The organism is Pseudomonas sp. NBRC 111131, assembly GCF_001320525.1.
Lineage (GTDB): Bacteria > Pseudomonadota > Gammaproteobacteria > Pseudomonadales > Pseudomonadaceae > Aquipseudomonas > Aquipseudomonas ceruminis.
The window spans coordinates 148,357-170,249 of record NZ_BCBH01000009.1 but is presented as its reverse complement, the minus strand read 5'-3'; the positions used below and the strand labels follow the sequence as shown (position 1 = coordinate 170,249).

At 62.9% G+C, this 21,893-nt stretch carries 17 protein-coding genes and 1 pseudogene; 13 read left to right on the top strand and 5 right to left on the bottom strand.

The window, feature by feature from the left end; all coding sequences use genetic code 11:
* Positions 1-71: 71 nt before the first annotated feature.
* The 7 genes and pseudogenes from APH34_RS11485 (at position 72) to APH34_RS11450 (ending at position 11,336) form a co-directional block, all read left to right on the top strand.
* On the top strand, positions 72-641 hold the full coding sequence (locus APH34_RS11485; RefSeq protein WP_003821150.1) for a DUF4148 domain-containing protein: 570 nt from the start codon (positions 72-74) through the stop codon (positions 639-641).
* Positions 642-807: 166 nt separating this feature from the next.
* Complete coding sequence (locus APH34_RS11475; RefSeq protein WP_012614060.1) at positions 808-3,522, top strand: heavy metal translocating P-type ATPase; 2,715 nt, start codon at positions 808-810, stop codon at positions 3,520-3,522.
* Positions 3,523-3,633: 111 nt separating this feature from the next.
* Positions 3,634-4,940: pseudogene (locus APH34_RS11470) on the top strand (efflux RND transporter periplasmic adaptor subunit).
* Positions 4,937-8,113, top strand: a complete 3,177-nt coding sequence (locus APH34_RS11465) for an efflux RND transporter permease subunit (RefSeq protein WP_012614062.1) — start codon at positions 4,937-4,939, stop codon at positions 8,111-8,113. The pseudogene APH34_RS11470 and the gene APH34_RS11465 overlap by 4 nt, the downstream one beginning before the upstream one ends.
* 20 nt (positions 8,114-8,133) lie before the next feature.
* Positions 8,134-9,639 (top strand): efflux transporter outer membrane subunit, encoded by a 1,506-nt coding sequence (locus APH34_RS11460; protein ID WP_054901200.1) that lies wholly within the window; start codon positions 8,134-8,136, stop codon positions 9,637-9,639.
* Positions 9,640-9,688: 49 nt separating this feature from the next.
* Positions 9,689-10,075 (top strand): MerR family transcriptional regulator, encoded by a 387-nt coding sequence (locus tag APH34_RS11455; RefSeq protein WP_015912830.1) that lies wholly within the window; start codon positions 9,689-9,691, stop codon positions 10,073-10,075.
* Positions 10,076-10,154: 79 nt separating this feature from the next.
* Positions 10,155-11,336, top strand: coding sequence for an MFS transporter (locus APH34_RS11450; RefSeq protein WP_012614063.1), 1,182 nt, complete (start codon positions 10,155-10,157; stop codon positions 11,334-11,336).
* Between the two features lie 163 nt (positions 11,337-11,499).
* Here APH34_RS11450 and APH34_RS11445 read toward each other — a convergent pair whose 3' ends face one another.
* Positions 11,500-12,072 carry a TetR/AcrR family transcriptional regulator gene (locus APH34_RS11445; RefSeq protein WP_017638772.1) on the bottom strand — a complete coding sequence of 191 codons (573 nt, stop codon included), beginning with the start codon at positions 12,070-12,072 and terminating at the stop codon, positions 11,500-11,502.
* Positions 12,073-12,107: 35 nt separating this feature from the next.
* On the opposite strand from APH34_RS11445, the gene merA reads away from it, so the two are divergent.
* Complete coding sequence (gene merA / locus APH34_RS11440) at positions 12,108-13,649, top strand: mercury(II) reductase (RefSeq protein ID WP_223656231.1); 1,542 nt, start codon at positions 12,108-12,110, stop codon at positions 13,647-13,649.
* A gap of 377 nt (positions 13,650-14,026) precedes the next feature.
* Positions 14,027-14,872: an MFS transporter gene (locus APH34_RS11435; RefSeq protein WP_024082530.1), complete on the top strand. Its 846-nt coding sequence runs from the start codon at positions 14,027-14,029 to the stop codon at positions 14,870-14,872.
* A 46-nt stretch (positions 14,873-14,918) separates the two neighbouring features.
* On the opposite strand, the gene APH34_RS11430 is transcribed toward APH34_RS11435, so the two are convergent.
* Complete coding sequence (locus tag APH34_RS11430) at positions 14,919-15,422, bottom strand: ClbS/DfsB family four-helix bundle protein (protein WP_003821138.1); 504 nt, start codon at positions 15,420-15,422, stop codon at positions 14,919-14,921.
* Positions 15,423-15,603: 181 nt separating this feature from the next.
* Positions 15,604-16,146, bottom strand: a complete 543-nt coding sequence (locus APH34_RS11425; RefSeq protein ID WP_015912832.1) for a nuclear transport factor 2 family protein — start codon at positions 16,144-16,146, stop codon at positions 15,604-15,606.
* 199 nt (positions 16,147-16,345) lie between these two features.
* On the opposite strand from APH34_RS11425, the gene APH34_RS11420 reads away from it, so the two are divergent.
* Positions 16,346-17,041, top strand: a complete 696-nt coding sequence (locus APH34_RS11420; RefSeq protein ID WP_003821135.1) for a FadR/GntR family transcriptional regulator — start codon at positions 16,346-16,348, stop codon at positions 17,039-17,041.
* 155 nt (positions 17,042-17,196) lie between these two features.
* Here APH34_RS11420 and APH34_RS11415 read toward each other — a convergent pair whose 3' ends face one another.
* Positions 17,197-17,607 (bottom strand): hypothetical protein, encoded by a 411-nt coding sequence (locus tag APH34_RS11415; RefSeq protein WP_012614065.1) that lies wholly within the window; start codon positions 17,605-17,607, stop codon positions 17,197-17,199.
* Between the two features lie 180 nt (positions 17,608-17,787).
* On the opposite strand from APH34_RS11415, the gene APH34_RS11410 reads away from it, so the two are divergent.
* From APH34_RS11410 to kdsA, 3 genes are all read left to right on the top strand, one after another.
* Positions 17,788-18,489 carry a DUF305 domain-containing protein gene (locus tag APH34_RS11410; protein ID WP_003821133.1) on the top strand — a complete coding sequence of 234 codons (702 nt, stop codon included), beginning with the start codon at positions 17,788-17,790 and terminating at the stop codon, positions 18,487-18,489.
* Positions 18,490-18,499: 10 nt separating this feature from the next.
* The gene (locus tag APH34_RS11405; protein WP_003821132.1) at positions 18,500-18,757 is read left to right on the top strand and encodes a glutaredoxin family protein; all 258 of its coding nucleotides are present in this window, start codon (positions 18,500-18,502) and stop codon (positions 18,755-18,757) included.
* A 174-nt stretch (positions 18,758-18,931) separates the two neighbouring features.
* A complete protein-coding gene (gene kdsA, locus APH34_RS11400) occupies positions 18,932-19,804 on the top strand; it encodes a 3-deoxy-8-phosphooctulonate synthase (RefSeq protein WP_054901199.1) in 873 nt (290 codons plus the stop codon).
* A 50-nt stretch (positions 19,805-19,854) separates the two neighbouring features.
* On the opposite strand, the gene mobH is transcribed toward kdsA, so the two are convergent.
* Positions 19,855-21,726 carry a MobH family relaxase gene (gene mobH, locus APH34_RS11395; protein WP_003821130.1) on the bottom strand — a complete coding sequence of 624 codons (1,872 nt, stop codon included), beginning with the start codon at positions 21,724-21,726 and terminating at the stop codon, positions 19,855-19,857.
* Positions 21,727-21,893 lie beyond the last annotated feature (167 nt).

Below are 21,893 nucleotides of genomic sequence, written 5' to 3'. Positions count from 1 at the left end.
TTATTTGTCTACGGGGTATCCGAAAGGCGTAAGGACCACGCCATTATTTTTAACGTCAAGGAGTATTGACCATGTCCAAGAAAATTCGCTTTGCTGTTCTGCTTTCCGCACTTTTTGCTGCTGGAGTAAACGCTCAACCGTTCGCCGCAGATATGACACGGCAACAGGTCCAGGAGGATCTGGCTGCTTGGAGGCAATCTGGGTTGGAAGCGTTGTCTCGCGGCGAAAGCGGCCCGGATACGTTCAGCCCTCAATACCAGGCTGCCTTTCAGCGCTACTTGCAATTGACCCAAGGTGATATGTATCAGGCGCCCTCAGCAGGAAAGACTCGTGCTGAAGTGATGGCTGATTTGGAACTGTGGAAAATCTCCGGCATGCACGCGTTCACCTCGCGCGGAATCACCACCGCTTCGCACACCCAAGCCTACCAACAAGCCTACGAGAGCTATCTCCAGCTCAAGCTGGGTGCGGCTTACAAGGCTCCGGTGGCATTGACTCGTGCTCAAGTAAAGAGTGATTTGGCAGATTGGCAGGTTGCGGGAATGGCTGGATTCTGGGCTGGTGAGCAGACGCCTGATACCTATAGTGATGCCTACCGCACCGCATTTGAAACCTACCAGATGCTGCGCAACAAAAAATGACTTAATGGCAGCTGCATAAAGCAGCGGTCGGATGGTTCAGCCAGAAAGAGATTCTTTCTTTTTTTTGAATAAACATACAAACAAGTGTTCATTTGTTTGCATAACATTCCGATCGCTGATTTGTGCGTCCTGCCACGGCGATTACTCAGAGAACCAGGAGATTGATATGTCTTTGGAAACATTGGACGGCACAGGAGCGCAGGACGAACAACTGGGCTTTCGGGTCGAAGGTATGGATTGCGCCAGTTGCGTCGGCAAGATTGAAACAGCGCTTGGTCGAATTGATGGCGTATCAAATGTACAGGTTAATTTTACAAATGAGACGCTGACGTTGACGCGCAGCACAAGTAGCCGAAATACTGCACGCGACATTGCCAAGAAAATCCGGTCCCTGGGCTTCGACGTGCAGGCACTGCCCGCGTCCGAAATGTCCGCAGCACCTGCACCGTGCCATGCGGCCCACGCGCATGACCACGCCGGCTGCGGCGGCCACCATGACCATGGGCATGCCCACGACCACGGGCACGATCATTCGCACGGCAAAGCGTGCGGTGATGACCATGGGCATGGCCATGCTCACGGCCATGCCCATGCCCATGACCACGGTCACGATCACGGGGCCTGCAGCGGGCATGACCATGCGCCGGCCTCTGCCTCCCGTGGAGCACCCAGCACGCCCCCCAACGTGTCCATGCGCGTCGAGGGCATGGACTGCGCCAGTTGCGTCGGCAAGATCGAAACGGCGCTCGCTCGCATGGATGGCGTGTCCGATGCCCGCATAAACTTCACCGCAGAAACGCTGGAATTGACGCTCGCGTCTGGCGGCCCCACGCAGCTCGGCCACATCGAGAAGACCATCAAGAGCCTGGGCTTCGGCGTCTCCGACGTGCGCCGCCATGATGGCTCAGCACCCGCGGCCCCAGCAGCAGCATCGACGGCGCGCCATCAGCGCTGGTGGCAGACGAAGAAAGGCAAGCACGTGCTGGGCCTGGGCGGCCTGATGGGCTCGGCCTACGCGATCGCGCAGTTCGTTCCTGGCTACGCTGAATGGATCTTCGCCGCTGCGGTGATCGCGGGCGTGCTGCCGTTCGCTCGCAAAGCCTTCGCGCTGGCTGTGTCAGGCTCGCCGTTCTCTATCGAAACGCTGATGGTCGTCGCCTCGCTGGGCGCGCTCGTGATAGGCGAGGCCGAGGAAGCTGCTGCCGTGGTGTTCCTGTTCGCGATCGGCGAGCTGCTGGAAAGCGTGGCCGCCGGCCGCGCGCGCGCCGGCATCAAGGCGCTGGCCTCCCTGGTGCCTAAGACGGCGGTACTGCTCGATGCCGCGGGCGGGCAGCGCGAAGTGCCCGCCGCTTCCCTGCGCGTGAGCGACCGCGTGCTGGTGCGCCCTGGTGACCGGGTGCCTGCGGACGGCAAGATCCTCCGCGGTGAAAGCAGCCTGGACGAGTCGCCTATCACCGGCGAGTCCGTACCGCGTCAAAAGGCTATCGGTGCCGACGTGTTCGCCGGCTCCATCAACGTCGATGGCGTGCTCGAAGTACAAGTCGAGAAGACGGCATCGGACAACACCATTTCTCGCATCATCCAACTGGTGGAGCAGGCGCAGTCCTCCAAGGCGCCCACGGCTCGCTTCATCGAAAAGTTCAGCCGCTACTACACCCCTGCCGTCATGGCCATCGCGGCGTTGATCGTGGTGGTTCCGCCACTTGCCATGGGTGGCGACTGGGGTACCTGGCTGTACCGCGGCCTCGCACTGCTGTTGATTGCCTGCCCATGTGCGCTGGTGCTCTCCACACCGGCGGCCATCGCCTCGGGCCTTGCGGTGGCCACGCGACGGGGCCTGCTGATCAAGGGTGGCAACGCGTTGGAAACCATCGGCCGCGTGCGCGCCATTGCCTTCGACAAGACTGGCACGCTGACCGAGGGCAAGCCGCGCATCACCGAGGTCCTGCCCTTCGGGCTGTTCAAGCATCAACAGGTCCTTGCGCTTGCCGCCGCTGTCGAGTCCGGCTCAAACCATCCCTTGGCGAAGGCCATTGTCGCCCATGCCAAGAGCCTGGACGTGGCGATTCCCCAGGCCACGGGCGCATCGGCCATTGCCGGCAAGGCGGTGCGCGCCACCGTGAACGGCAGTGCGCTCGCTGTCGGATCGCCCGCCCATGCGGAACAGACGGCCACGCTGACAGCCGCGCACCGCAGGGAAATCGACAAGCTGGAGGATGGCGGCAAGACCGTGGTGGTCCTGTTCGACGAAGCCAGCAAGAACGTTCTGGGCCTGCTGGCCCTGCGCGACGAGCCCCGCCGCGACGCGCGCGAAGGCGTGGCCCAGCTCAACGCCATGGGCGTGCGCTCGGTCATGCTGACCGGCGACAACCGCCGCACCGCGCAGGCGATCGCCGGCAAGCTGGGCATCGAGTGGGAGGCCGAGCTGCTGCCGCAGGACAAGCTGCGCTTGGTCAACGAGATGAAGCGTGATGCCAAGGTGGCGATGGTCGGCGACGGCATCAACGACGCGCCGGCCCTGGCGACCGCCGACGTGGGTATCGCCATGGGCGGCGGCACGGACGTGGCGCTGGAAACCGCCGATGCCGCGCTGCTCAAGAGCCGCGTCACGGACGTGGCCCACCTGGTGGCCCTGTCGCGGGCGACGATGGCCAACATTCACCAAAACGTCGTATTCGCCATTGGCCTCAAGGGCTTGTTCCTGGTCACCACCGTGTTGGGTATCACCGGCTTGTGGGTTGCCGTGCTGGCCGACACCGGCGCCACGGCCCTGGTCACGCTGAACGCACTGCGCCTGCTGCGCTTCAAGGGCGCGCCGGAGGCCAACCACGGCGACGACGCCGGGCGTCCCACCACCTTGTCCGTGCCGTCTGCCCGCTGAGGCAACAAGAGGGCTTGACCTTGCCGTCGTTGTAACGCCTAGCCTCCACACAAATGTCTGCAGAGCGCTTCGGAAGGGCCGGAGTCCTGCATCCAAGAAAGGGTCACTTCCATGCGTAAAAAAATCAGAATCATTGTGGTGGCAGGCGTCATCGCAGCCGTCGGGGGGATAGCGATCGCTGCCCGCGACGCCAAGGACGAGGGCAAGGCCGCGGCGCCCCCGGCGGGCGCGCCGATGGCGCCGCAGGTGCCCGTGGCCGAGGTCATTACCGCACGGTCGCGCCATCGGCCGAGTACACCGGCTTCCTGGCCGCGCCCAAGACCGTCGAGCTGCGCTCGCGGGTCGGCGGCGCCGTCGATGCGGTGAGCGTTCCCGAAGGTAGCCTCGTGCGCAAGGGCCAACTGCTGTTCCAGATCGACCCGAGGCCGTTCCAGGTTGCGCTCGACACGGCCGTGGCGCAACTGCGTCAGGCCGAGGTGCTGGCCAGCCAGGCCCAGGCCGACTTTGACCGCGCCGAGCGCCTGGTGGCGACCGGCGCCGTCGCGCGCAAGACCTATGACGATGCCGCCTCCGCACGCAACGCGCGCCAGGCTCAGGTGCAGGCGGCTAAGGCCGCCGTTGCTGCGGCTCAGCTGGACCTGTCCTACGCCCGCGTCACTGCGCCCATCGCCGGGCGCGTCGACCGCGTGCTCGTGACCGAGGGCAACTTGGTCAGCGGTGGCGGCGCCGGCGCGGCCACGCTGCTGACCACGATCGTATCCATCGACCCGTTGCACGTGTACTTCGACATTGATGAGGCCACCTATCTCAACGTCGTCAGCCGCTCGCGGCCCGCTGCGGGCGCCGGTAGCAAGGCTTCGCTGCCCGTGCAGGTCGGGCTGACCACGGACAAGGGTTTCCCGCACAGGGGCGCGCTCGACTTCGTGGGCAACACCATTGACCGAAGCACCGGCACGATCCGCGCGCGCGCCGTTGTGCCCAACCCGGATGGGCGCATGGCACCCGGCATGTTCGCCCGGGCCAAGCTGTCCACCGGCGCGGCGCGCGAGGCCGTCCTGATCGACGATCAGGCCGTGGGCACCGACCAAGGGCGCAACTACGTGCTGGTCGTGGGCGAGAACAACCAGGCCCAGTACCGGCCCATCGAACTGGGGCCGGTGGTGGACGGGCTGCGCGTCATCAACGGCGGCCTGCAGGCCGGTGAGAAGATCATCATCAAGGGCCTCGTGCGCCCCGGCATGGCGGTCACGCCGCGCATGGTGCCCATGCAGGCGCCCGCGGCACCGGCCGCCGGCGCGACCGGCGCGACCAAGGCTGCGGCAAACGCTCCGGCTCCCGCTGCGGCGCCTGCCAAGGCCGGTGGCGCGGACCCCGCCAAGGCTGACGGCGCGGCCGGCTCGGCGGAGGCCCGCAAATGAATTTCCCCCGCTTCTTCATCAACCGGCCGATCTTCGCCATCGTCCTGTCGGTGCTGATGCTGATCGCGGGCGCGATCAGCTATTTCCAGCTCCCCCTGAGCGAGTACCCCCAGGTCACGCCGCCGACGGTGCAGGTCACCGCCAGCTATCCCGGCGCCAACCCGCAGGTGATCGCCGACACCGTGGCATCGCCGCTGGAGCAGGCGGTCAACGGCGTGGAAGGCATGATGTACATGCAGTCCCAGATGTCCACGGACGGGCGGATGGTGCTGACCATCTCGTTCGAGCAGCACATCGACCCCGACGTCGCGCAGATCCAGGTGCAGAACCGCGTCTCACGCGCGCTGCCCCGGTTGCCGCCCGAGGTCCAGCGCATCGGCGTGGTCACCGACAAGACCGCGCCCGATATTCTCATGGTGGTGCATATGCTCTCGCCGGGGGACCGCTACGACCCGCTGTACGTGTCCAACTACGCGATGCTCAACGTGCGCGACGAACTGGCGCGCCTGCCGGGCATCGCCAACGTGATCATCGGCGGTGAAGGCGAGTACGCAATGCGCGTCTGGCTCGACCCCGAGAAGGTCGCATCGCGGGGCATGACCGCCAGCGATGTGGTCGCCGCCATCCGCGAGCAGAACGTGCAGGTCGCAGCCGGCTCGATCGGCCAGCAGCCGAATGCGTCGGCCGCCTTCCAGGTCAGCGTCAATGCGCTGGGGCGCCTGACCACCGAAGAGCAGTTCGGCGACATCGTGATCAAGGCCGGCGCCAACGGCCAGGTGACCCGCCTGCGCGACGTCGCACGCCTGGAACTGGGCTCGGACAACTACACCATGCGCGGCCAGCTCGACGGCGAGAACGCGGTCGGCCTGCAAATCCTGATGACGCCCGGCTCCAATGCCCTGGACACGTCCAGCGCGGTGCGCGCGACGATGGAGCGGCTGCAGGCCAAGTTCCCCGAAGGCATCGAGTACAAGATCGCCTACGACCCCACAGTCTTCGTGCGCGCCTCGCTCCAGTCCGTCGCCGTCACGCTGCTGGAGGCCATCCTCCTGGTGGTGATCGTGGTGGTGCTGTTCCTGCAATCTTGGCGCGCGTCGATCATTCCACTGATCGCCGTGCCGGTCTCGCTGGTCGGCACGTTCGCGGTGATGCACATGTTCGGCTTCTCGCTGAACACGCTGTCGCTGTTTGGCCTCGTGCTCTCCATCGGCATCGTGGTGGATGACGCCATCGTGGTGGTGGAGAACGTGGAGCGCCACATGGCGCTGGGCGAATCGCCCAAGGATGCGGCGCGCAAGGCGATGGATGAAGTGACTGGCCCGATCCTGGCCATCACCTCGGTGCTGGCAGCGGTCTTCATCCCCTCGGCGTTCCTGTCGGGGCTGCAGGGCGAGTTCTATCGCCAGTTCGCGCTGACCATCGCGTTCTCGACCATCCTGTCGGCGATCAACTCGCTTACGCTGTCGCCAGCGCTGGCCGCCATCCTGCTCAAGCCGCACCACGGCGCGGCCAAGCCCGATCGTCTCACGCGCATCATCGACGGCGTGTTCGGCGGCTTCTTCCGCCGCTTCAACCGCTTCTTCGATCGCGCCTCGAATTCCTACGTCGGGGGCGTGCGCCGCGCGGTGCGCGGCAGCGCCATCGTGCTGCTGCTCTACGTCGGCTTCCTGGGCCTGACCTGGCTGGGCTTCCACAAGGTGCCTGCGGGCTTCGTGCCGGCCCAGGACAAGTACTATCTCGTGGGCATCGCCCAGCTTCCGACCGGCGCCTCGCTGGATCGCACCGAGGCGGTCGTCAAGGAGATGACCAAGATCGCACTGGCTGAGCCGGGCGTCGAGAGCGTGGTGGCCTTCCCGGGCCTGTCGGTCAATGGACCGGTGAACCAGCCGAACACCGCGCTGATGTTCGCCATGCTCAAGCCCTTCGATGAGCGCAAGGACCCGTCGCTGTCGGCCTTCGCCATCCAGGGCAAGCTCATGGGCAAGTTCAGCCAGATCCCGGACGGCTTCGTTGGCATCTTCCCGCCGCCGCCGGTGCCGGGCCTGGGTTCGATGGGCGGCTTCAAGCTGCAGATCGAGGACCGGGCGGGCCTGGGTCCCGAGGCGCTTGCGCAGGCACAGGGCCAGATCATGGGCAAGGCCATGCAGGCGCCCGAACTGGCGAACATGCTCGCCAGCTTCCAGACCAATGCGCCGCAGTTGCAGGTGGACATCGACCGGGTGAAGGCCAAGTCGCAGGGCGTATCGCTGACCGAGGTGTTCGACACCCTGCAGGTCAACCTTGGCTCGCTCTACGTCAACGACTTCAACCGCTTCGGTCGCACCTACCGGGTCATGGCCCAGGCCGATGCGCAGTTCCGCATGCAGGCTGAGGACATAGGCATGCTCAAGGTGCGCAATGCAGCGGGCGACATGATCCCGCTGAGCGCGATCGCGACCATCGAGCGCAGTTCCGGCCCCGACCGGGTGATGCATTACAACGGCTTTCCCTCGGCCGACATCAGCGGCGGGCCAGCGCCGGGCTACTCGTCCGGCCAGGCCACCGCCGCGATTGAGAAGATCGTGAGCGAATCGCTGCCGGACGGTATGACCTACGAATGGACGGACCTGACTTTCCAGGAAAAACGGGTTGGCAACACGGCGATCTACATCTTCGCGCTGGCGGTGCTGCTCGCCTTCCTGTTCCTGGCGGCCCAGTACAACAGTTGGTCGCTGCCGTTCGCTGTGCTGCTGATTGCACCCATGGCGCTGCTCTCGGCGATCGCCGGCGTCTGGCTCTCTGGGGGCGACAACAACATCTTCACGCAGATCGGTTTCGTGGTGCTGGTCGGCCTGGCTGCCAAGAACGCGATCCTGATCGTGGAGTTCGCCCGCGCGAAGGAAAGCGAAGGGGCCGATCCGCTGGCAGCCGTGCTCGAAGCCGCGCGCTTGCGGCTGCGCCCGATCTTGATGACGTCGTTCGCCTTCATCGCTGGCGTGGTGCCGCTGGTGCTGGCCAGCGGTGCGGGCGCCGAGATGCGCCACGCCATGGGCATCGCGGTGTTCGCCGGCATGCTGGGCGTGACGGTATTCGGCCTGGTGCTGACGCCGGTGTTCTACGTTGTGGTGCGCAAGCTGGCGCTGCGCCGCGAAGCGCGCCATGCCCGTGGCGGCATGACCGACCAGCACGCATGACGGCCAGGAGGACATACGACATGAAAACATCTTTCGCATTCACACGACCCGCCAGGACGCTGGCGCCGCTCGCCCTCGCGGCGGCGCTGGCTGGCTGCTCCATGGCACCGAAGTATGACCGGCCCGCAGCGCCGATCGACACGGCCTATCCCTCGGGCGCGGCCTATGTGGAACTGGCGGCCGCGACGCCCGACGACGCGATCACGGCCGAGATCGGTTGGCGGGACTTCTTCCGCGACCCGCTGCTGCAGCAGTTGATCGGCATTTCGCTGGAGAACAACCGCGACATGCACAAAGCCGCGCTCAACGTGGAGGCGGCTCAGGCGCTGTACCGTATCCAGCGTGCCGAGATGCTGCCGAACCTGGGCGTTTCCGCCCGCGGCGCGTCAGAGCGCGTACCGGCCGACCTCAGTACCACGGGGCAAAGCGACGTGCTCCGGCGCTACGACGTGGCCGGGGTGACGGCCGCCTGGGAGCTGGACCTGTGGGGCCGCATCCGCAGCCTCAACGACCGGGCGCTGGCGTCCTACCTGGCCCTCGACGAGACCCGCATCGCCACGCAGATGAGCCTGGTGTCCGAGGTGGCCAGCGCCTACCTCACGCTGCGCGCCGACCAGGAACTGCTGCGCCTGACGAGCGACACCCTCGCCACACAGAAGCGCTCCTATGACCTGACCACCCAACTGGTGGAAGCGGGAAATTCCACGCAGCTCGACCTGCGCCGCGCGGAGATCGCGCTGCGCACCGCCGAGGCCAACCGCGCCGCCTACACGCGGCAGGCGGCCAAGGACCGCAACGCGCTGGTGCTGCTGCTGGGCCAGCCGCTGACGCCGGAGCTGTCCCGGCAGCTTGACGAGGCCGTGGCGCTGCCGGACGACATCGTGCCGACCGACCTGCCGAGCGGCCTGCCGTCCGAACTGCTCGCGCGTTGGCCGGACATCCGCGCCGCCGAGCAGATGCTGATCGGCGCCAACGCCAACATCGGCGCGGCGCGGGCCGCGTTCTTCCCGACGATTAGCCTCACGGGCTCGGCGGGCACGGCCAGCGCTTCGCTGGACGGCCTGTTCGATTCGGGCTCGCGGGCCTGGAGCTTCCTGCCGCAGATCACGCTGCCCATCTTCCGCGGCGGCGCGTTGCGAGCCAATCTGGACGTGGCACAGGTACAAAAGAGGATCGAAATCGCCAACTACGAGAAGTCTATCCAGGCGGCCTTTGCTGAGGTGGCTGACGGCTTGGCGGGCAAGCGCACGCTTGATGAGCAGATCCGCTCGGAGCAGCTCCTGGTAGCGGCTAGCCAGAAAGCCTACCAACTAGCCGAGCAACGCTTCCAGGAAGGCGTGGACGACAACCTCACCTTGCTCGATGCGCAACGCACACAGTACGGTGCGCAGCAGACCCTGGTGCGCACGCGCCTGACGCGGCTGAACAACCTCATCCACCTCTACAAGGCGCTGGGTGGCGGCTGGACTGAGCACACGGTGCAATCGGGCGCCACCGGGCAACCATCCGCCCGGTCGCCGGGATAAGGGCTATGCGCAACGGCGGCGTTCCCCATCGTTGCGCACGGAGAACCGGATGAGGATCGGTGAACTTGCGCGCTTGACGGGCACCCCCCCGGAGAACATTCGGTTCTACGAGCGGGAGGGCCTGTTGCAAGCCCCGGAGCGGTCACGCAACAACTATCGGCGCTATGGCCCGGCCCATGTCGAACGGCTTCACCTGATTCGCAACTACCGTGCCTCGGGAATCGGCCTGGATGACGTGCGCCGCCTACTGGGTTGGGCACATGAGGGGTTCCTGGAACCTGAGCTGCTAAGGCAGGCTGTCCAAGGCCATCTCGCCTGTGTTGAGGAACGCATGGAGCAACTGATCCAGGTGAAAGAGCACCTGCTCGCATTGGCCCTGCACGGTGCTGCTTCCGCCGGGGCTTCCGAGGATGGACCGGCTCGCGATGGTTCGTGAGCATCGCATGTCCATATAACTGAATATATATTCATGCGTGTAATATTTCCGGCCAGACAAACGAATAAGAAAGACGCCCATGACCGACCAGAGCATCACGCGCCGAAACATCGGCGTTCTCACCGCCGCGCAGGCGCTCGGCGGCGCCAGCGCGCCCATCGTGATGTCGCTGGGTGGGCTGGTCGGCCAGCAGCTTGCCAAGAATTCGGCCTGGATCACCTTGCCCGTGAGTCTGTTCGGCCTGGGTCTTGCCATCGGCACCTTGCCTGCCGCCTTCATCATGCGGCACCATGGCCGCCGCAACGGATACGTGGTGGGGGTCGGCTTCGGCGTGGCCTCGGGCCTGATCGCCGCGTTGGGCATCATGCTGGCCTCGTTCTGGATCTTCTGCGCCGGCACCTTCCTGGCGGGCTTCTACGGCGCGTATGTGCAGAGCTACCGCTTCGCAGCCGCCGACACCGCCGAGGACGCGCTTAAGGCCAAGGCCATTTCCTGGGTCATGGTGGGCGGTCTCGCGGGCGCCATCATCGGGCCGCAGTTGGTGATCTTCACGCGCGATGCGGTAGCGGGCACGCCCTACGTTGGCAGCTTCCTCAGCCAGGCGCTGCTGCCGCTGATCGCCTTGCCGATCCTGCTGATGCTGCGCACGCCGAGCCAGACCCAGGCCGAAGCAGTCGCCGATAGCGGTCGGACGGTGCTGCAGCTCTTGGCGATGCCGCGCTATCTGCTGGCCGTGGCTGCGGGCGTGGTGTCCTATGGGGTGATGGCGTTCGTGATGACGGCCGCGCCGGTGGCGATGGTCAACCACGGGCATTCGGTGGACAACGCCGCCCTAGGAATACAGTGGCACCTGCTGGCGATGTTCGGGCCGAGCTTCTTCACCGGGCGACTGATGGTGCGCTACGGCAAGGAGCGCGTGACCGCCGTCGGCATGGTGCTGCTCGCCGCCTCCGGGGTGGTGGCCCTGGGCGGGCTCGGCCTGTCCCACTTCTGGGGCTCGCTGGCGCTGTTGGGCATCGGCTGGAATTTGAGTTTCATCGGCGCCACGGCGATGGTCACCGACTGCCACACCCCGGCCGAGCGGGGCAAGGCGCAGGGCATGAACGACTTCTTCGTCTTCGCCGCCACGGCGGCCGTGTCGTTCCTCGCGGGGTCGATCCTGCACAGCTCGGGCTGGCAAGCGGTCAACTGGATGATCTTCCCGGCCTTGGCGCTGATCTTGGTGCCGCTGCTGTGGCAGGGGCGGTACGGTTGCAACTGACTTGACTTGGGGCATTGATCGAGGACTGGAAGCCGATAAGTGGCCCGTTCCGGCACTACACGACTTGTCTCCACTGCTGAAACTTCGGAAAGCTACTTTGCCGTTCCACCTTTATTGATGGTCAAAGAGTTGTATGGACAGATGAATTTAGTTAGTTAGTTAGTTAGTTAGATTTATCAAGAAGCAGTTTAACCACGGCTTTGGCTTTGCGAGCAGCGTGCAGATCTCCAAGAACGTGAGCCTGAATAATCGCCCCTTCAAGCAACATAGCAATTGTTTCAGAGATTTGAACTATCGATTCTCTGGACGTTATGACAAGTGAAGTGTGGTGTGTGATCCATCGCAGCATAGCCTCTTTGTTTCGGGCGCAAAGCTTATGTATATCATGATCCGGATTGCTGAATTCGGCGCTGACATTAATGAAATAACAACCCAAGAAAAGTGGCTTGGATTGATCGAGACCCTGAAACAGATCGTCAAAAGCATCAAGCATGGCATACAAGGCGTCCCTACCTGGCGTCGCTTCGTGCAAACGCAAATCGAGCCAAGAGAAATACTGCTGATCACAATATTCGACGGTCGCAGCAATTAGATCTTCCTTGCTGGAGAAATGGTTATATAGCGTTTTCTTGGCAATGCCGGACTCTTCAAGTACCCGATTGATGCCAACAGCATGAATGCCGTACTTATAAAAAAGGTTAAAGGCAGTTGCGACTAACTGTTCTTTTTTGTCCATGATGTTATTCATCGTTGTGAGGATTCATACGCGACATGTTGACACAAGGAGACAGGGTTGTCTACAATCCCTCAAGGAGACCGATCTGTCTCTTTCTTTGCAATTTCCTTGAGGCTTCTTTTATGAACACGACAACAGCGGCTTCCGCACAACAGCCCTCCGTCATCTATGATCTAGTCACGATAGGTTCCGGTTCGGCGGCTAGAGCCGCAGCGAACGAAGCACGTAGGCTCGACAAAACAGTCGCCATGATCGAACAGGGGTTGGCAGGAGGGACCTGTCTCAATGTAGGATGCGTTCCTTCAAAGACGTTGCTTGCGGCGGCTTCTGCTCGCATGTCTGCTGCGCATGGGAAGTTCCCAGGTATAGCGACCTCGGCCGGGCCTGTCGACTTGTCTTTGCTTGTCAGAGATAAAGATCAAATGATCGGGCACTTCCGGCAGTCTTTCCATGTACAAGCACCCAAGGATGCAGGTATTGCGGTATTTCGCGGCAAGGCGACCTTTGTAGCGTCAGATGAGCCAGATATCGTAGCGCTCGTCGTCGCGGACTCAGACGGAAACACAAACCTGGTGTACGCCAAGCAGGTACTGATCGCCAGTGGGGCAGCGCCATTCATTCCTTCCATTCCTGGCCTCAGTGAGGTGGACTTTCTCACTTCCGGCTCGGCCATGTCCCTTGAGCAGGTGCCTGAGTCCATGCTGGTCGTCGGCGGCAATGCGATCGGTCTGGAGCAAGGTCAATTGTTCGCTCGACTGGGCAGCAAGGTTGAAGTGGTCGAGATAGCTCCTCGAATTGCACCGTTCGAGGATCCCGCGATTTCTGCGGCACTGGAGCAGGCGCTGTCAGCGGAGGGCATCATGTTCCATACTGGCGCCAATCTGACAAACGTCGTACCACACGAGAGCGGGGTGCTTGCAACTGTCGTCGCCGAAGGACGTACTCAGCAAATTTTCGCCCATAAGATTCTCATAGCGACGGGGCGCCGTCCGGCAACTGAAGGACTCAACTTGGATGCTGTCAATGTGTCCAGGGGCGATCGAGGCGAAATAATTGTGGACGAACATCTGCGAACCTCAAATCCTCGCATCTGGGCAGCGGGCGATGTCACTGGTATGGCTCAATTAGTGTATGTCGCTAGTGCGCAGGGGACCGTGGCCGCGAGCAATGCTCTGGGCAACGAGCCTCGGTCCCTAGACTACACCGCCTTGCCCCGCGTCATTTTCACGTCGCCCGAGATGGCTGCTGTCGGCATGACTCCTATGCAGGCTGAGGCGGCCCAAATTGCCTATGATGTTCGTGAAATTCCGGTTTCCTTTGTTCTACGTGCTATTGTAAGTCGTCACGACAAAGGGATAATCAAGATGATATCCGAGCGTGAGACAGGAAGGATTCTGGGTATTCATATGGTAGGCGAATCTGCTGGAGAGGTTATTGCAGCTGCAACCTATATTATCTCCGCAGGACTTACGGTTGACCAACTTGCAAAACAGTGGTCTCCGTACTTCACTATGGCGGAGTCGCTTAAAAACGTAGCAAGCAGTGCGCCAACTTTGGAAGATTCGGCTAATGGCTAAATCTTATTATTACTATGCGCTTAAATTTCAAGGGATCGTTTCAGGGTAAAGTTTCCTGATGTGAGCATGTTTGAGTTTTTTGCTATGGCGGGATCGCTCAATGGGCTTCCCGCCTTTTTTGTGGTGAATCATTAAAGAATTTGCCGATCTTGAATATATGCATAAAAACTCAGGGGGTGCCGTTCAGTCTGTTGACGAGAAAGATAGGATTCTTTTACTGAGAAATTCCCGTCAGAACTTCAATTTATCTTCTCTAAATTTGAAAGGTTGTCAGGCAATTCATGCGCGATGAGTAGACACGCTGGCCTGCTTCAGTGCCCCCGAGTACTGCGACCAGAAGGAAAGGGGTTATTCGTTTCATAGTTCGATTTCCTGCTGTGGGCTACTGCTTCGCAGCCGCCGTCACCGCCGAGGACGCGCTTAAGGCCAAGGCCATTTCCTGGGTCATGGTGGGCGGTCTCGCGGGCGCCATCATCGGGCCGCAGTTGGTGATCTTCACGCGCGATGCGGTAGCGGGCACGCCCTACGTTGGCAGCTTCCTCAGCCAGGCGCTGCTGCCGCTGATCGCCTTGCCGATCCTGCTGATGCTGCGCACGCCGAGCCAGACCCAGGCCGAAGCAGTCGCCGATAGCGGTCGGACGGTGCTGCAGCTCTTGGCGATGCCGCGCTATCTGCTGGCCGTGGCTGCGGGCGTGGTGTCCTATGGGGTGATGGCGTTCGTGATGACGGCCGCGCCGGTGGCGATGGTCAACCACGGGCATTCGGTGGACAACGCCGCCCTAGGAATACAGTGGCACCTGCTGGCGATGTTCGGGCCGAGCTTTTTCACAGGACGACTGATGGTGCGCTACGGCAAGGAGCGCGTGACCGCCGTCGGCATGGTGCTGCTCGCCGCCTCCGGGGTGGTGGCCCTGGGCGGGCTCGGCCTGTCCCACTTCTGGGGCTCGCTGGCGCTGCTGGGCATCGGCTGGAACTTCAGCTTCATCGGCGCGACGGCGATGGTCACCGATTGCCACACCCCGGCCGAGCGCAGCAAGGCGCAGGGCATGAACGATTTCTTCGTCTTCGCCGCCACGGCGGCCGTGTCGTTCCTCGCGGGATCGATCCTGCACAGCTCGGGCTGGCAGGCGGTCAACTGGATGATCTTCCCGGCCCTGGCGCTGATCCTGGTGCCGCTGCTGTGGCAGGCCGCGCGAAAGCCGGCGCTGCCAGCTCCGGTCTGATCGGAGCGGTGCAAGAGGCGCTCCGCGCAGTGGGTCGCCTCGGCCGCTACAGCACCTGCTTCCACTGGCGCAGCCTCGACAGCGCGTCGTCGTAGGCGGTGGAGGTGAAGAACTGGATCTTGCGCCCGAGGGTCTTCATCGGGCTCAACGCGGGATCGAAAAGCGAGGCGTTCGAATGGTGCGCCACGCAGTCGAGCACCCGGTCCTGTCCCTCCGTGAGCATGGCTTCCAGCTCGCGAAGGTCTCTGCCCGCGAAACGGCGCTGGAAGCCGGCAGAAAGACGCTCGGCCCGCTGCGCCATCGCACTCGGCGAGTAAAAGGACGCCGAAGGTCCAGGCGTCCGATCATGCGCGAACTGCAGGATCATCGTGTTCCAGACGATGACGTCCACCAGGACCATCGCAGCGTTGGTATGCAGGCGCGGCTCCTGCCAGATCATGGCCGTGTGCCGGTAGTGGCTGGCGGGAATGGTGGCAGCTTCTACCCCGAGCTTTCGGTGGCTGGCGCGAACCTTGTCAAGGAGTTCCTGCTTCGTGGTTGGTAGTTTCATTCGGGATTTCTATTTCATCGAGACAAGGCTCGATAACCGGCGTGTCAGATATTCATCAAGTCACCAGCGCAATTACCTTGGATTGAGGAAAAGCGCTTGCCTCACCGCTGCGCTGGCGGCGCCGAGGGCTTGTGCATGATGAAGCGGGACATGTCGGTGATTTCCTGTTTGCGGATTTACGTTACTGCTGAAGCTGCTTCTGCATGGTGTTGTGGTTGTAGTAGTCGCTGGCATAGACAATCTTTCCGTTCGAAACACGGAAGAAGCTCGCGCCGAAATAACTGATGGTCGAACTGGAGGGCGACGTCCCGCCATTGCTGTTCTTGGTGGCGGTGAATTCCCACTCGATCGCCACACCATCGCCGGAGGCAACCGGCTGCGAACGGATTTTCATTTTTCGGTCGGGCAGGATTTTCATCAGAAACTGCGAGACTTCGGTAATGGCTTGAGGCCCAGTGCGGGACGCTTCATTGCTGGTATTGAAATAGACGACGTTGGAATCGAGCACTTTTTCCATCGCGTCGGTTCGCCCGCCATTCCAGGCGTCAAGGTATTGCCGGACCACCTTCACGTTCTCTGGCTCATCTGCCGCCTGCGACGTGACGCTATAGGCGAGTGAAGCCAGCCCGAGGAATATCGCTCCCAAAGCCTGCACCGGACGGCAGCGCAAGCCGTCTGAAGAACGAAGGGGCCTGAATGACAGGGCGTGCTGCATGTTGTTCATGGTCGAAATACTCCAAAAGGTGTTGAAAAAAATCCCGCTCGCACGGGCGTGGTGGAAAATCGCATGTCGCGCGCAACGAAGCACAGGCCGTCGGCAATTGCTCTTTTGTCAAATACATAGAATCATCCTATGTATAAGGCCTGAGTTGCTACAATCGAGGTCCGATGGGCTCCCGTCTCTACGTCATTTGAGAACCGCGATGAATAACCGCTTCACACTCCCACAGGCGCCGCGGCGTTCGCTCGTCGATTCGACGATTGAGCTGATCCGCGGCCAGATCGAGGGAGGCGCCTGGAAGGTCGGCGAGCGCATCCCCAGGGAGCAGGAACTGGCCGAGATGCTGGAGGTTGGCCGCAACACGGTGCGGGAAGCCATTCGCGTGCTCTCGCACGGCCAGGTCCTGGAAGTCCGCCAGGGTGATGGCACCTACGTGCGAACCAATATCGATCCGGCCGAGGTCATGCGCCGTGTCGGGCGTTCCGGCTTGCGAGAGCACTTCGCGTTGCGCTGCATGCTGGAAACCGAGGCGGCCAGGTTGGCCGCGGTGCATCGGTCCAAGGCGGACGTTGGGCTGCTGCGCCGACTGTTGAAGGCCCGCGGCGAGCAGGAGCAACACGCATCGAGCGCGGCCTTTGCCGAGGCCGATACGGCTTTCCACTGCGCGATCGCCGGGATGTGCGGCAACGGCGCGCTGGCTGAGCTGTACCGCTACTTCGCGAACTCGGTCCGCATGAACACGCTGACTGCGCTGAAGGACAAGGAACTGCCCGAGCCGGGTCTCGCGACCCATGAGGCGATCGTGGATGCTATCGAGCGCCAGGATGGAGAAGCAGCTGCGGCGGCTGTGCGGAACGTGGTCGCTCCGCTGATTGCGGCACTTGAGAAATCGGGTTGATCCGAGCGCGACTCCCGCGCTGGCAATGCCGCTTTCCATCGAGCAGCCGGTCGCCGGCCCCGTTGATCGGAACGCGGGTTGTTTCCCGGAGAGCACGCGGTAGCCGGTCCTCATGGATAGGCCCTTGGTGCGCTACAGCGACCGGACGGTGCTGTTCATATCGAATCTTCGACGCGACCACCCGCCAGGACATACCGGGCCAGCGCCTCGGCATCGGCGTGGGTGGCCCGGGTGGACTGCGGTGTACCGAAAGCCTGGACGAGCTTTGGCAGCATGGCCTCCAACTGGGCTCGCTTATCCGAATCCGGTTCGACGTGGATGAGCGCGAGCAATGTGCCGCCAAGCGTCTCCTTGTGAGTCTTCAGCCAGACGCCGCGCTGAGCGCGATCGTCGAGAGTCTCTTCTGGCCCTCCCGCGACGTAGATAAGCACGAAGGGCTTTCCGCAGGCGACGAGTTCATCCATTTCCGCGCACCAGGCGCTGCTGTATCCGTTGTAGATGCTTGCGCCGTCGAAGCGGACGATGGGGAAATCGCTGGTGTCGTGAACTTTCGGTTGCTGGGACATGATCCTGGACTCTCGCTATTAACGTCCTAACATCCTACCTTTGTTGAGAATTACTTGCAACTGAAATGGGCATGGGCACACCGCCGTGCAGCGCCAAGTGACGGGCGAAATAAGGGCTTGACCTTCCAACAATGGGAGGCCCTACAGTGAACCCATCAACCTCATTCAAGGAGTTTTTTCATGAAGGTCAACAAGTTCAGCCTCTTGTTCATTGCGGGCGCCGTCGTGGTCGCCGCCGGCCTGATGGCCGTCCAGAAGAAGGTGGTCGTCCCGTCGGGTGAAGCGATGCAGGCCAGTGCGGGCGGAGGTCACCAAGGGCACGCGATGCCCTCCAGCGCCTCGGCCAATGACAGTCCTTCCACGACCGCGTATCGCGCCGTGAACGACCAGATGCACGCCGGGATGGGAGCGCAGTTCACTGGCAACGCCGACGTCGATTTCATGCGTGGCATGATCCCGCACCACCAGGGCGCGATCGACATGGCCAAGGTGGCGCTGCAGTACGGCAAGGACCCGGAGGTTCACAAGCTGGCCCAGGAGGTCATCACCGTGCAGGAAGGCGAGATCGCCATGATGAACAAGTGGCTGGGCGACAACGGCCAGCAGGCGGCGGCCGGCAGCTCGGGCGATGCCTCGACGGCCGCCTACCGTGCCGGCAACGACCGCATGCATGCGGACATGATGATCGACTTCAGCGGCGACGCCGATGTGGACTTCATGCGCGGCATGATCCCGCACCACCAGGGTGCGATCGACATGGCCAAGGTGGCGCTGCAGTACGGCAAGAACCCGGAGGTCCGCAAGTTGGCTCAGGAGGTCATCTCCGCGCAGGAAGGCGAGATCGCCATGATGAAGAGTTGGCTTGTCGCTCGGGGCAAGTGAAGGCACGACCATGAACCAAGCCAACACCCCGCGCATCCTCATCTATAGCACTCCAACTTGCCCGGACTGCCGGGCACTAAAGGAGTGGTTGTCCCAGCAGGGCATCGCGTTTGAAGAGCGCGACCTGACCGACCCGAAGATTTCCGCGGAGGCCAAGTCACGAACCGGCGTGCGCGTGGCCCCGATCACGATCGTCGGCGACGAGGTCTTCTATGGCACCTTCGCGAGCCAGAAGCCGAGGCTGATGAAGGCGCTCGGTCTTCAGTGAGCCGCTGAAGGAAGACCGTGGTCACGGGCGGAGTCGCCGGTGCGGACCCCGGTCGGACCCTGTAAGCGCTGTTGTGGACGCGTCTGCACGCAAAGCTCAAGACCGTGAGGCATTCTTCGCCGACGACGCTCGGCGCTTTCGCCTGCGGTCGTTGACATCACGAGAGGAATTTTTATGCGATCGACATCATCAGCCACCTCCCTGCACGTCGCCATTTCCGAGGGCATCACAGTCGCCAACGACCTGCCGTTCGTGCTGTTCGGCGGCATCAACGTCATCGAGGATCTCGATACGACCCTGGCTGCGGCTGAGCACTTCGCGGAGGTGACGCGCAAGCTGGGGATACCCTTCGTTTTCAAGGCGTCGTTCGACAAGGCCAATCGCTCGTCGATCCATTCTTTCCGAGGTGTCGGCCTGGAGGAAGGGCTGCGGGTCCTCGATGCGGTCAAGTCGCGGTTCGGATGCCCAGTCTTGACCGACGTGCATGAGGTTGAGCAGGCCATGCAGGTCGCTGCCGTTGCCGACGTACTGCAAGTTCCGGCCTTCCTGGCCCGGCAGACCGATCTGGTGGACGCCATTGCCCGCACCGGTCGGGTAGTGAATGTCAAGAAGCCGCAGTTCCTCAGCCCGGGCCAGATCAGGCATGTCGTCCACAAACTGCACGAGGCTGGCAACCCGCGCGTCCTGCTGTGCGAGCGTGGCACGCAGTTCGGCTACGACAATCTCGTCGTGGACATGTTGGGCTTCCGCGAAATGAGCGTTGCCAGCAGTGGCCTGCCACTGGTGTTCGACGTAACCCATAGCCTGCAGCGGCGAGAAGCGGATGCGTTGGCTTCGGGTGGGCGTCGCCAACAGTTGCCCGAACTCGCGCGGGCCGGCATGGCGGTCGGCATTGGCGGTTTGTTCCTCGAAGCACACGCCGACCCGGCGCATGCACGTTGTGACGGACCCAGCGCTCTGCCACTGGACACGCTCGAACCGCTGCTGCGGCAGGTCAAGGCGGTGGACCAACTCGTCAAGTCGTTCGAGCCTCTTCGGATCGACTGAAGCTTGCCACCCGTTCAAACAGAACGTGTGGCACTTCCCCTCTTAGTCGGCTATTTGAGCGACAGATAAGGATTGTTCGGTGGAACGGCATCGAATATGTGCGATGGGTCTTCGAGCAAATAGCCATGCACCTGGCGCGTTTTGCGCGGTCCCATGACCTCGCACGTCCTGATGTTCAGACCCGATGGCTGTTTCCTGTGGAGTCCGAGTTTTTCAAAGCGCTTCTGCACCCACTGCCAGTCCTGCAGGGCCGCGTCCTTCGCAAGCGGCCCAATGGTTGGATGCTCTTGTGCGTAGCGCTGGAAAACACCAGGGCTGATCAGGTAAACCGTGTCGGACACGGTATGTACCAGGGCCTTGGCGTCATTGATGATGAGCTTGCGGGTCTGGACGGCCTGTTTCAGCCAGGCCATGAAATGCTCGCCCGATGGCCGCCCGGTAAATGAGGCGAAATCGTGCGGCGCAGGCGCGGCGGTCGGCGCCGAAGGACCTGGGGCCGATGCGGGAGGGTCGAGCGGCACCGCTGCATCGTCGGCACCCTCTGGCGGGGCTTCGACGGACTGCTCCGGCTCAGGCGTTGTCTCGAACATCGCCAGCATGCTTTCCAGTGGGTCGGCCGGATTGCGCTGCGTGCTGGGAGGTATGGCGTGACTTCCGCCCGACTGATCTGGACGGCTGCTTGCTGCGGGCTCCTTCTCCGTTGCCACCGCTGCTCCAGGTAGCAATGCAGCGTCGGGTGCGGACGGGCGCGGCCCGTCCTCGGCCTCGCCGGCGTTGTCCACGGTCACGGTTCCCGCAAATGGGCTGGGTCGCTCCGAGGGCTCCCAGATCAGCGCCGGGGCCAGGCGCAGGAGCGTGAAGGCATGGGACCAGCCACTCTCACTGGTAATAGTTGCGCGCCAGATGGCCTTGCCGGAGGCGGTGGGCTGCAACATGGCATGATCCTGTAGCACGTTGAACACGGCCGTGTTGTTCGCGGGGATGCCATCGACCCCCTGGGACAGCAGGTGCGCGCGCAGCTTGTCCGAGACTGTCTTGCTCACCAGCCACAGCGCGTCCTCGGTGAGCCAGCCATCGGAGGCCTCCGGCTGGTTCAGTTTCAGCTCTTCCTTGAGCAGGTAGCGCAGCCCGTTGACCAGCTTGCGTTGGAGCGAGTGCTTGGGCGCGGCCATGGCGCGCGCGGGATCGCCGCCCAGCTCCTGGGCGACGGAGGCGCGGTCGGCCTGCACGACAAGCTCGCCCAGAACCCCGGCGTGCTCGTACTGCCCAGCCAAGACGTAGAGCAGCGGCGCCCACAAGGATGGATAGCCACTGAGCCAGTCCAGCAGATCGCGATTGAGCAATTGCTGGTACAGCAAGCCTGTCGCGGCGCTATGAAGCCGGTACTCGCGGTCGTCGCGGTAGCGGAAGCGGTACGGTTGGCGCAGCGGGCCGTGCCATGGGTGCCAGGTGCTGCCGTCGGCCAGCTCGACGTGCAGATCGACGGCCACCTTGCCGATGTCATGGAGCAGTGCGGCATAGGCGACGGCCGCAGTCCAGGCTTCGGCCTGCGCCGCCTGGTCTTCGGGGCTGGCCCCGATGGGCAGCAGATGGGACTGCCGCAGCTTTAGGCTGTAGGCGACGATTTCGAGGCCATGGTCGAGCATGCCGCCCGGGTAGGCATGGTGATGCGCTTCGGAAGCCGGGAAGGCCTGGACCAGCTCGGCGTAGCGCTCCAGCGGCGCGCGGTACAGGGAGGCGAACTGCTTGCGCGAAAGCGAGGTGCGCTGCCAGATGTGTTCCAGCAGCTTCTGCCGGCGCGGGGTGGCGAGCAACGATGCGGCCGACTCCGGCCGCATCAACCCTTTCGGGAGGTCGGTGGCGGGTGCTGGCGACGGCGCGGCAGCGACCGGGGGCCGTTTTCGCTGGAACAGGGAGAGCATGTCGGTGTCCTGATGGCGGGCCGGGCGGGAGGCCTTTTGGCCTTTTCAAGGTAGGGCCTTTCCCCTTGCACCCCATTCCCTTGCCGTTTCGACCCTTTGGCCTTTAACCGTTTCGGTATAGCGGGGCCTGGGCTGCGGCTCCAGCGTCAATGCGGAACCCGCACGAA

Bases quoted from the DNA above. Each gene is read 5' to 3' on its own strand.
- APH34_RS11450 (WP_012614063.1), top strand. From the start codon at position 10,155: ATGACCGACCAGAGCATCACGCGCCGAAACATCGGCGTTCTCACCGCC.
- APH34_RS11455 (WP_015912830.1), top strand. From the start codon at position 9,689: ATGAGGATCGGTGAACTTGCGCGCTTGACGGGCACCCCCCCGGAGAAC.
- APH34_RS11475 (WP_012614060.1), top strand. From the start codon at position 808: ATGTCTTTGGAAACATTGGACGGCACAGGAGCGCAGGACGAACAACTG.
- APH34_RS11415 (WP_012614065.1), bottom strand. From the start codon at position 17,607: ATGTCCCAGCAACCGAAAGTTCACGACACCAGCGATTTCCCCATCGTC.
- APH34_RS11405 (WP_003821132.1), top strand. From the start codon at position 18,500: ATGAACCAAGCCAACACCCCGCGCATCCTCATCTATAGCACTCCAACT.
- APH34_RS11430 (WP_003821138.1), bottom strand. From the start codon at position 15,422: ATGAAACTACCAACCACGAAGCAGGAACTCCTTGACAAGGTTCGCGCC.
- APH34_RS11460 (WP_054901200.1), top strand. From the start codon at position 8,134: ATGAAAACATCTTTCGCATTCACACGACCCGCCAGGACGCTGGCGCCG.
- APH34_RS11425 (WP_015912832.1), bottom strand. From the start codon at position 16,146: ATGAACAACATGCAGCACGCCCTGTCATTCAGGCCCCTTCGTTCTTCA.
- kdsA (WP_054901199.1), top strand. From the start codon at position 18,932: ATGCGATCGACATCATCAGCCACCTCCCTGCACGTCGCCATTTCCGAG.
- APH34_RS11445 (WP_017638772.1), bottom strand. From the start codon at position 12,072: ATGGACAAAAAAGAACAGTTAGTCGCAACTGCCTTTAACCTTTTTTAT.
- APH34_RS11485 (WP_003821150.1), top strand. From the start codon at position 72: ATGTCCAAGAAAATTCGCTTTGCTGTTCTGCTTTCCGCACTTTTTGCT.
- APH34_RS11410 (WP_003821133.1), top strand. From the start codon at position 17,788: ATGAAGGTCAACAAGTTCAGCCTCTTGTTCATTGCGGGCGCCGTCGTG.
- APH34_RS11420 (WP_003821135.1), top strand. From the start codon at position 16,346: ATGAATAACCGCTTCACACTCCCACAGGCGCCGCGGCGTTCGCTCGTC.
- merA (WP_223656231.1), top strand. From the start codon at position 12,108: ATGTTGACACAAGGAGACAGGGTTGTCTACAATCCCTCAAGGAGACCG.
- APH34_RS11465 (WP_012614062.1), top strand. From the start codon at position 4,937: ATGAATTTCCCCCGCTTCTTCATCAACCGGCCGATCTTCGCCATCGTC.
- mobH (WP_003821130.1), bottom strand. From the start codon at position 21,726: ATGCTCTCCCTGTTCCAGCGAAAACGGCCCCCGGTCGCTGCCGCGCCG.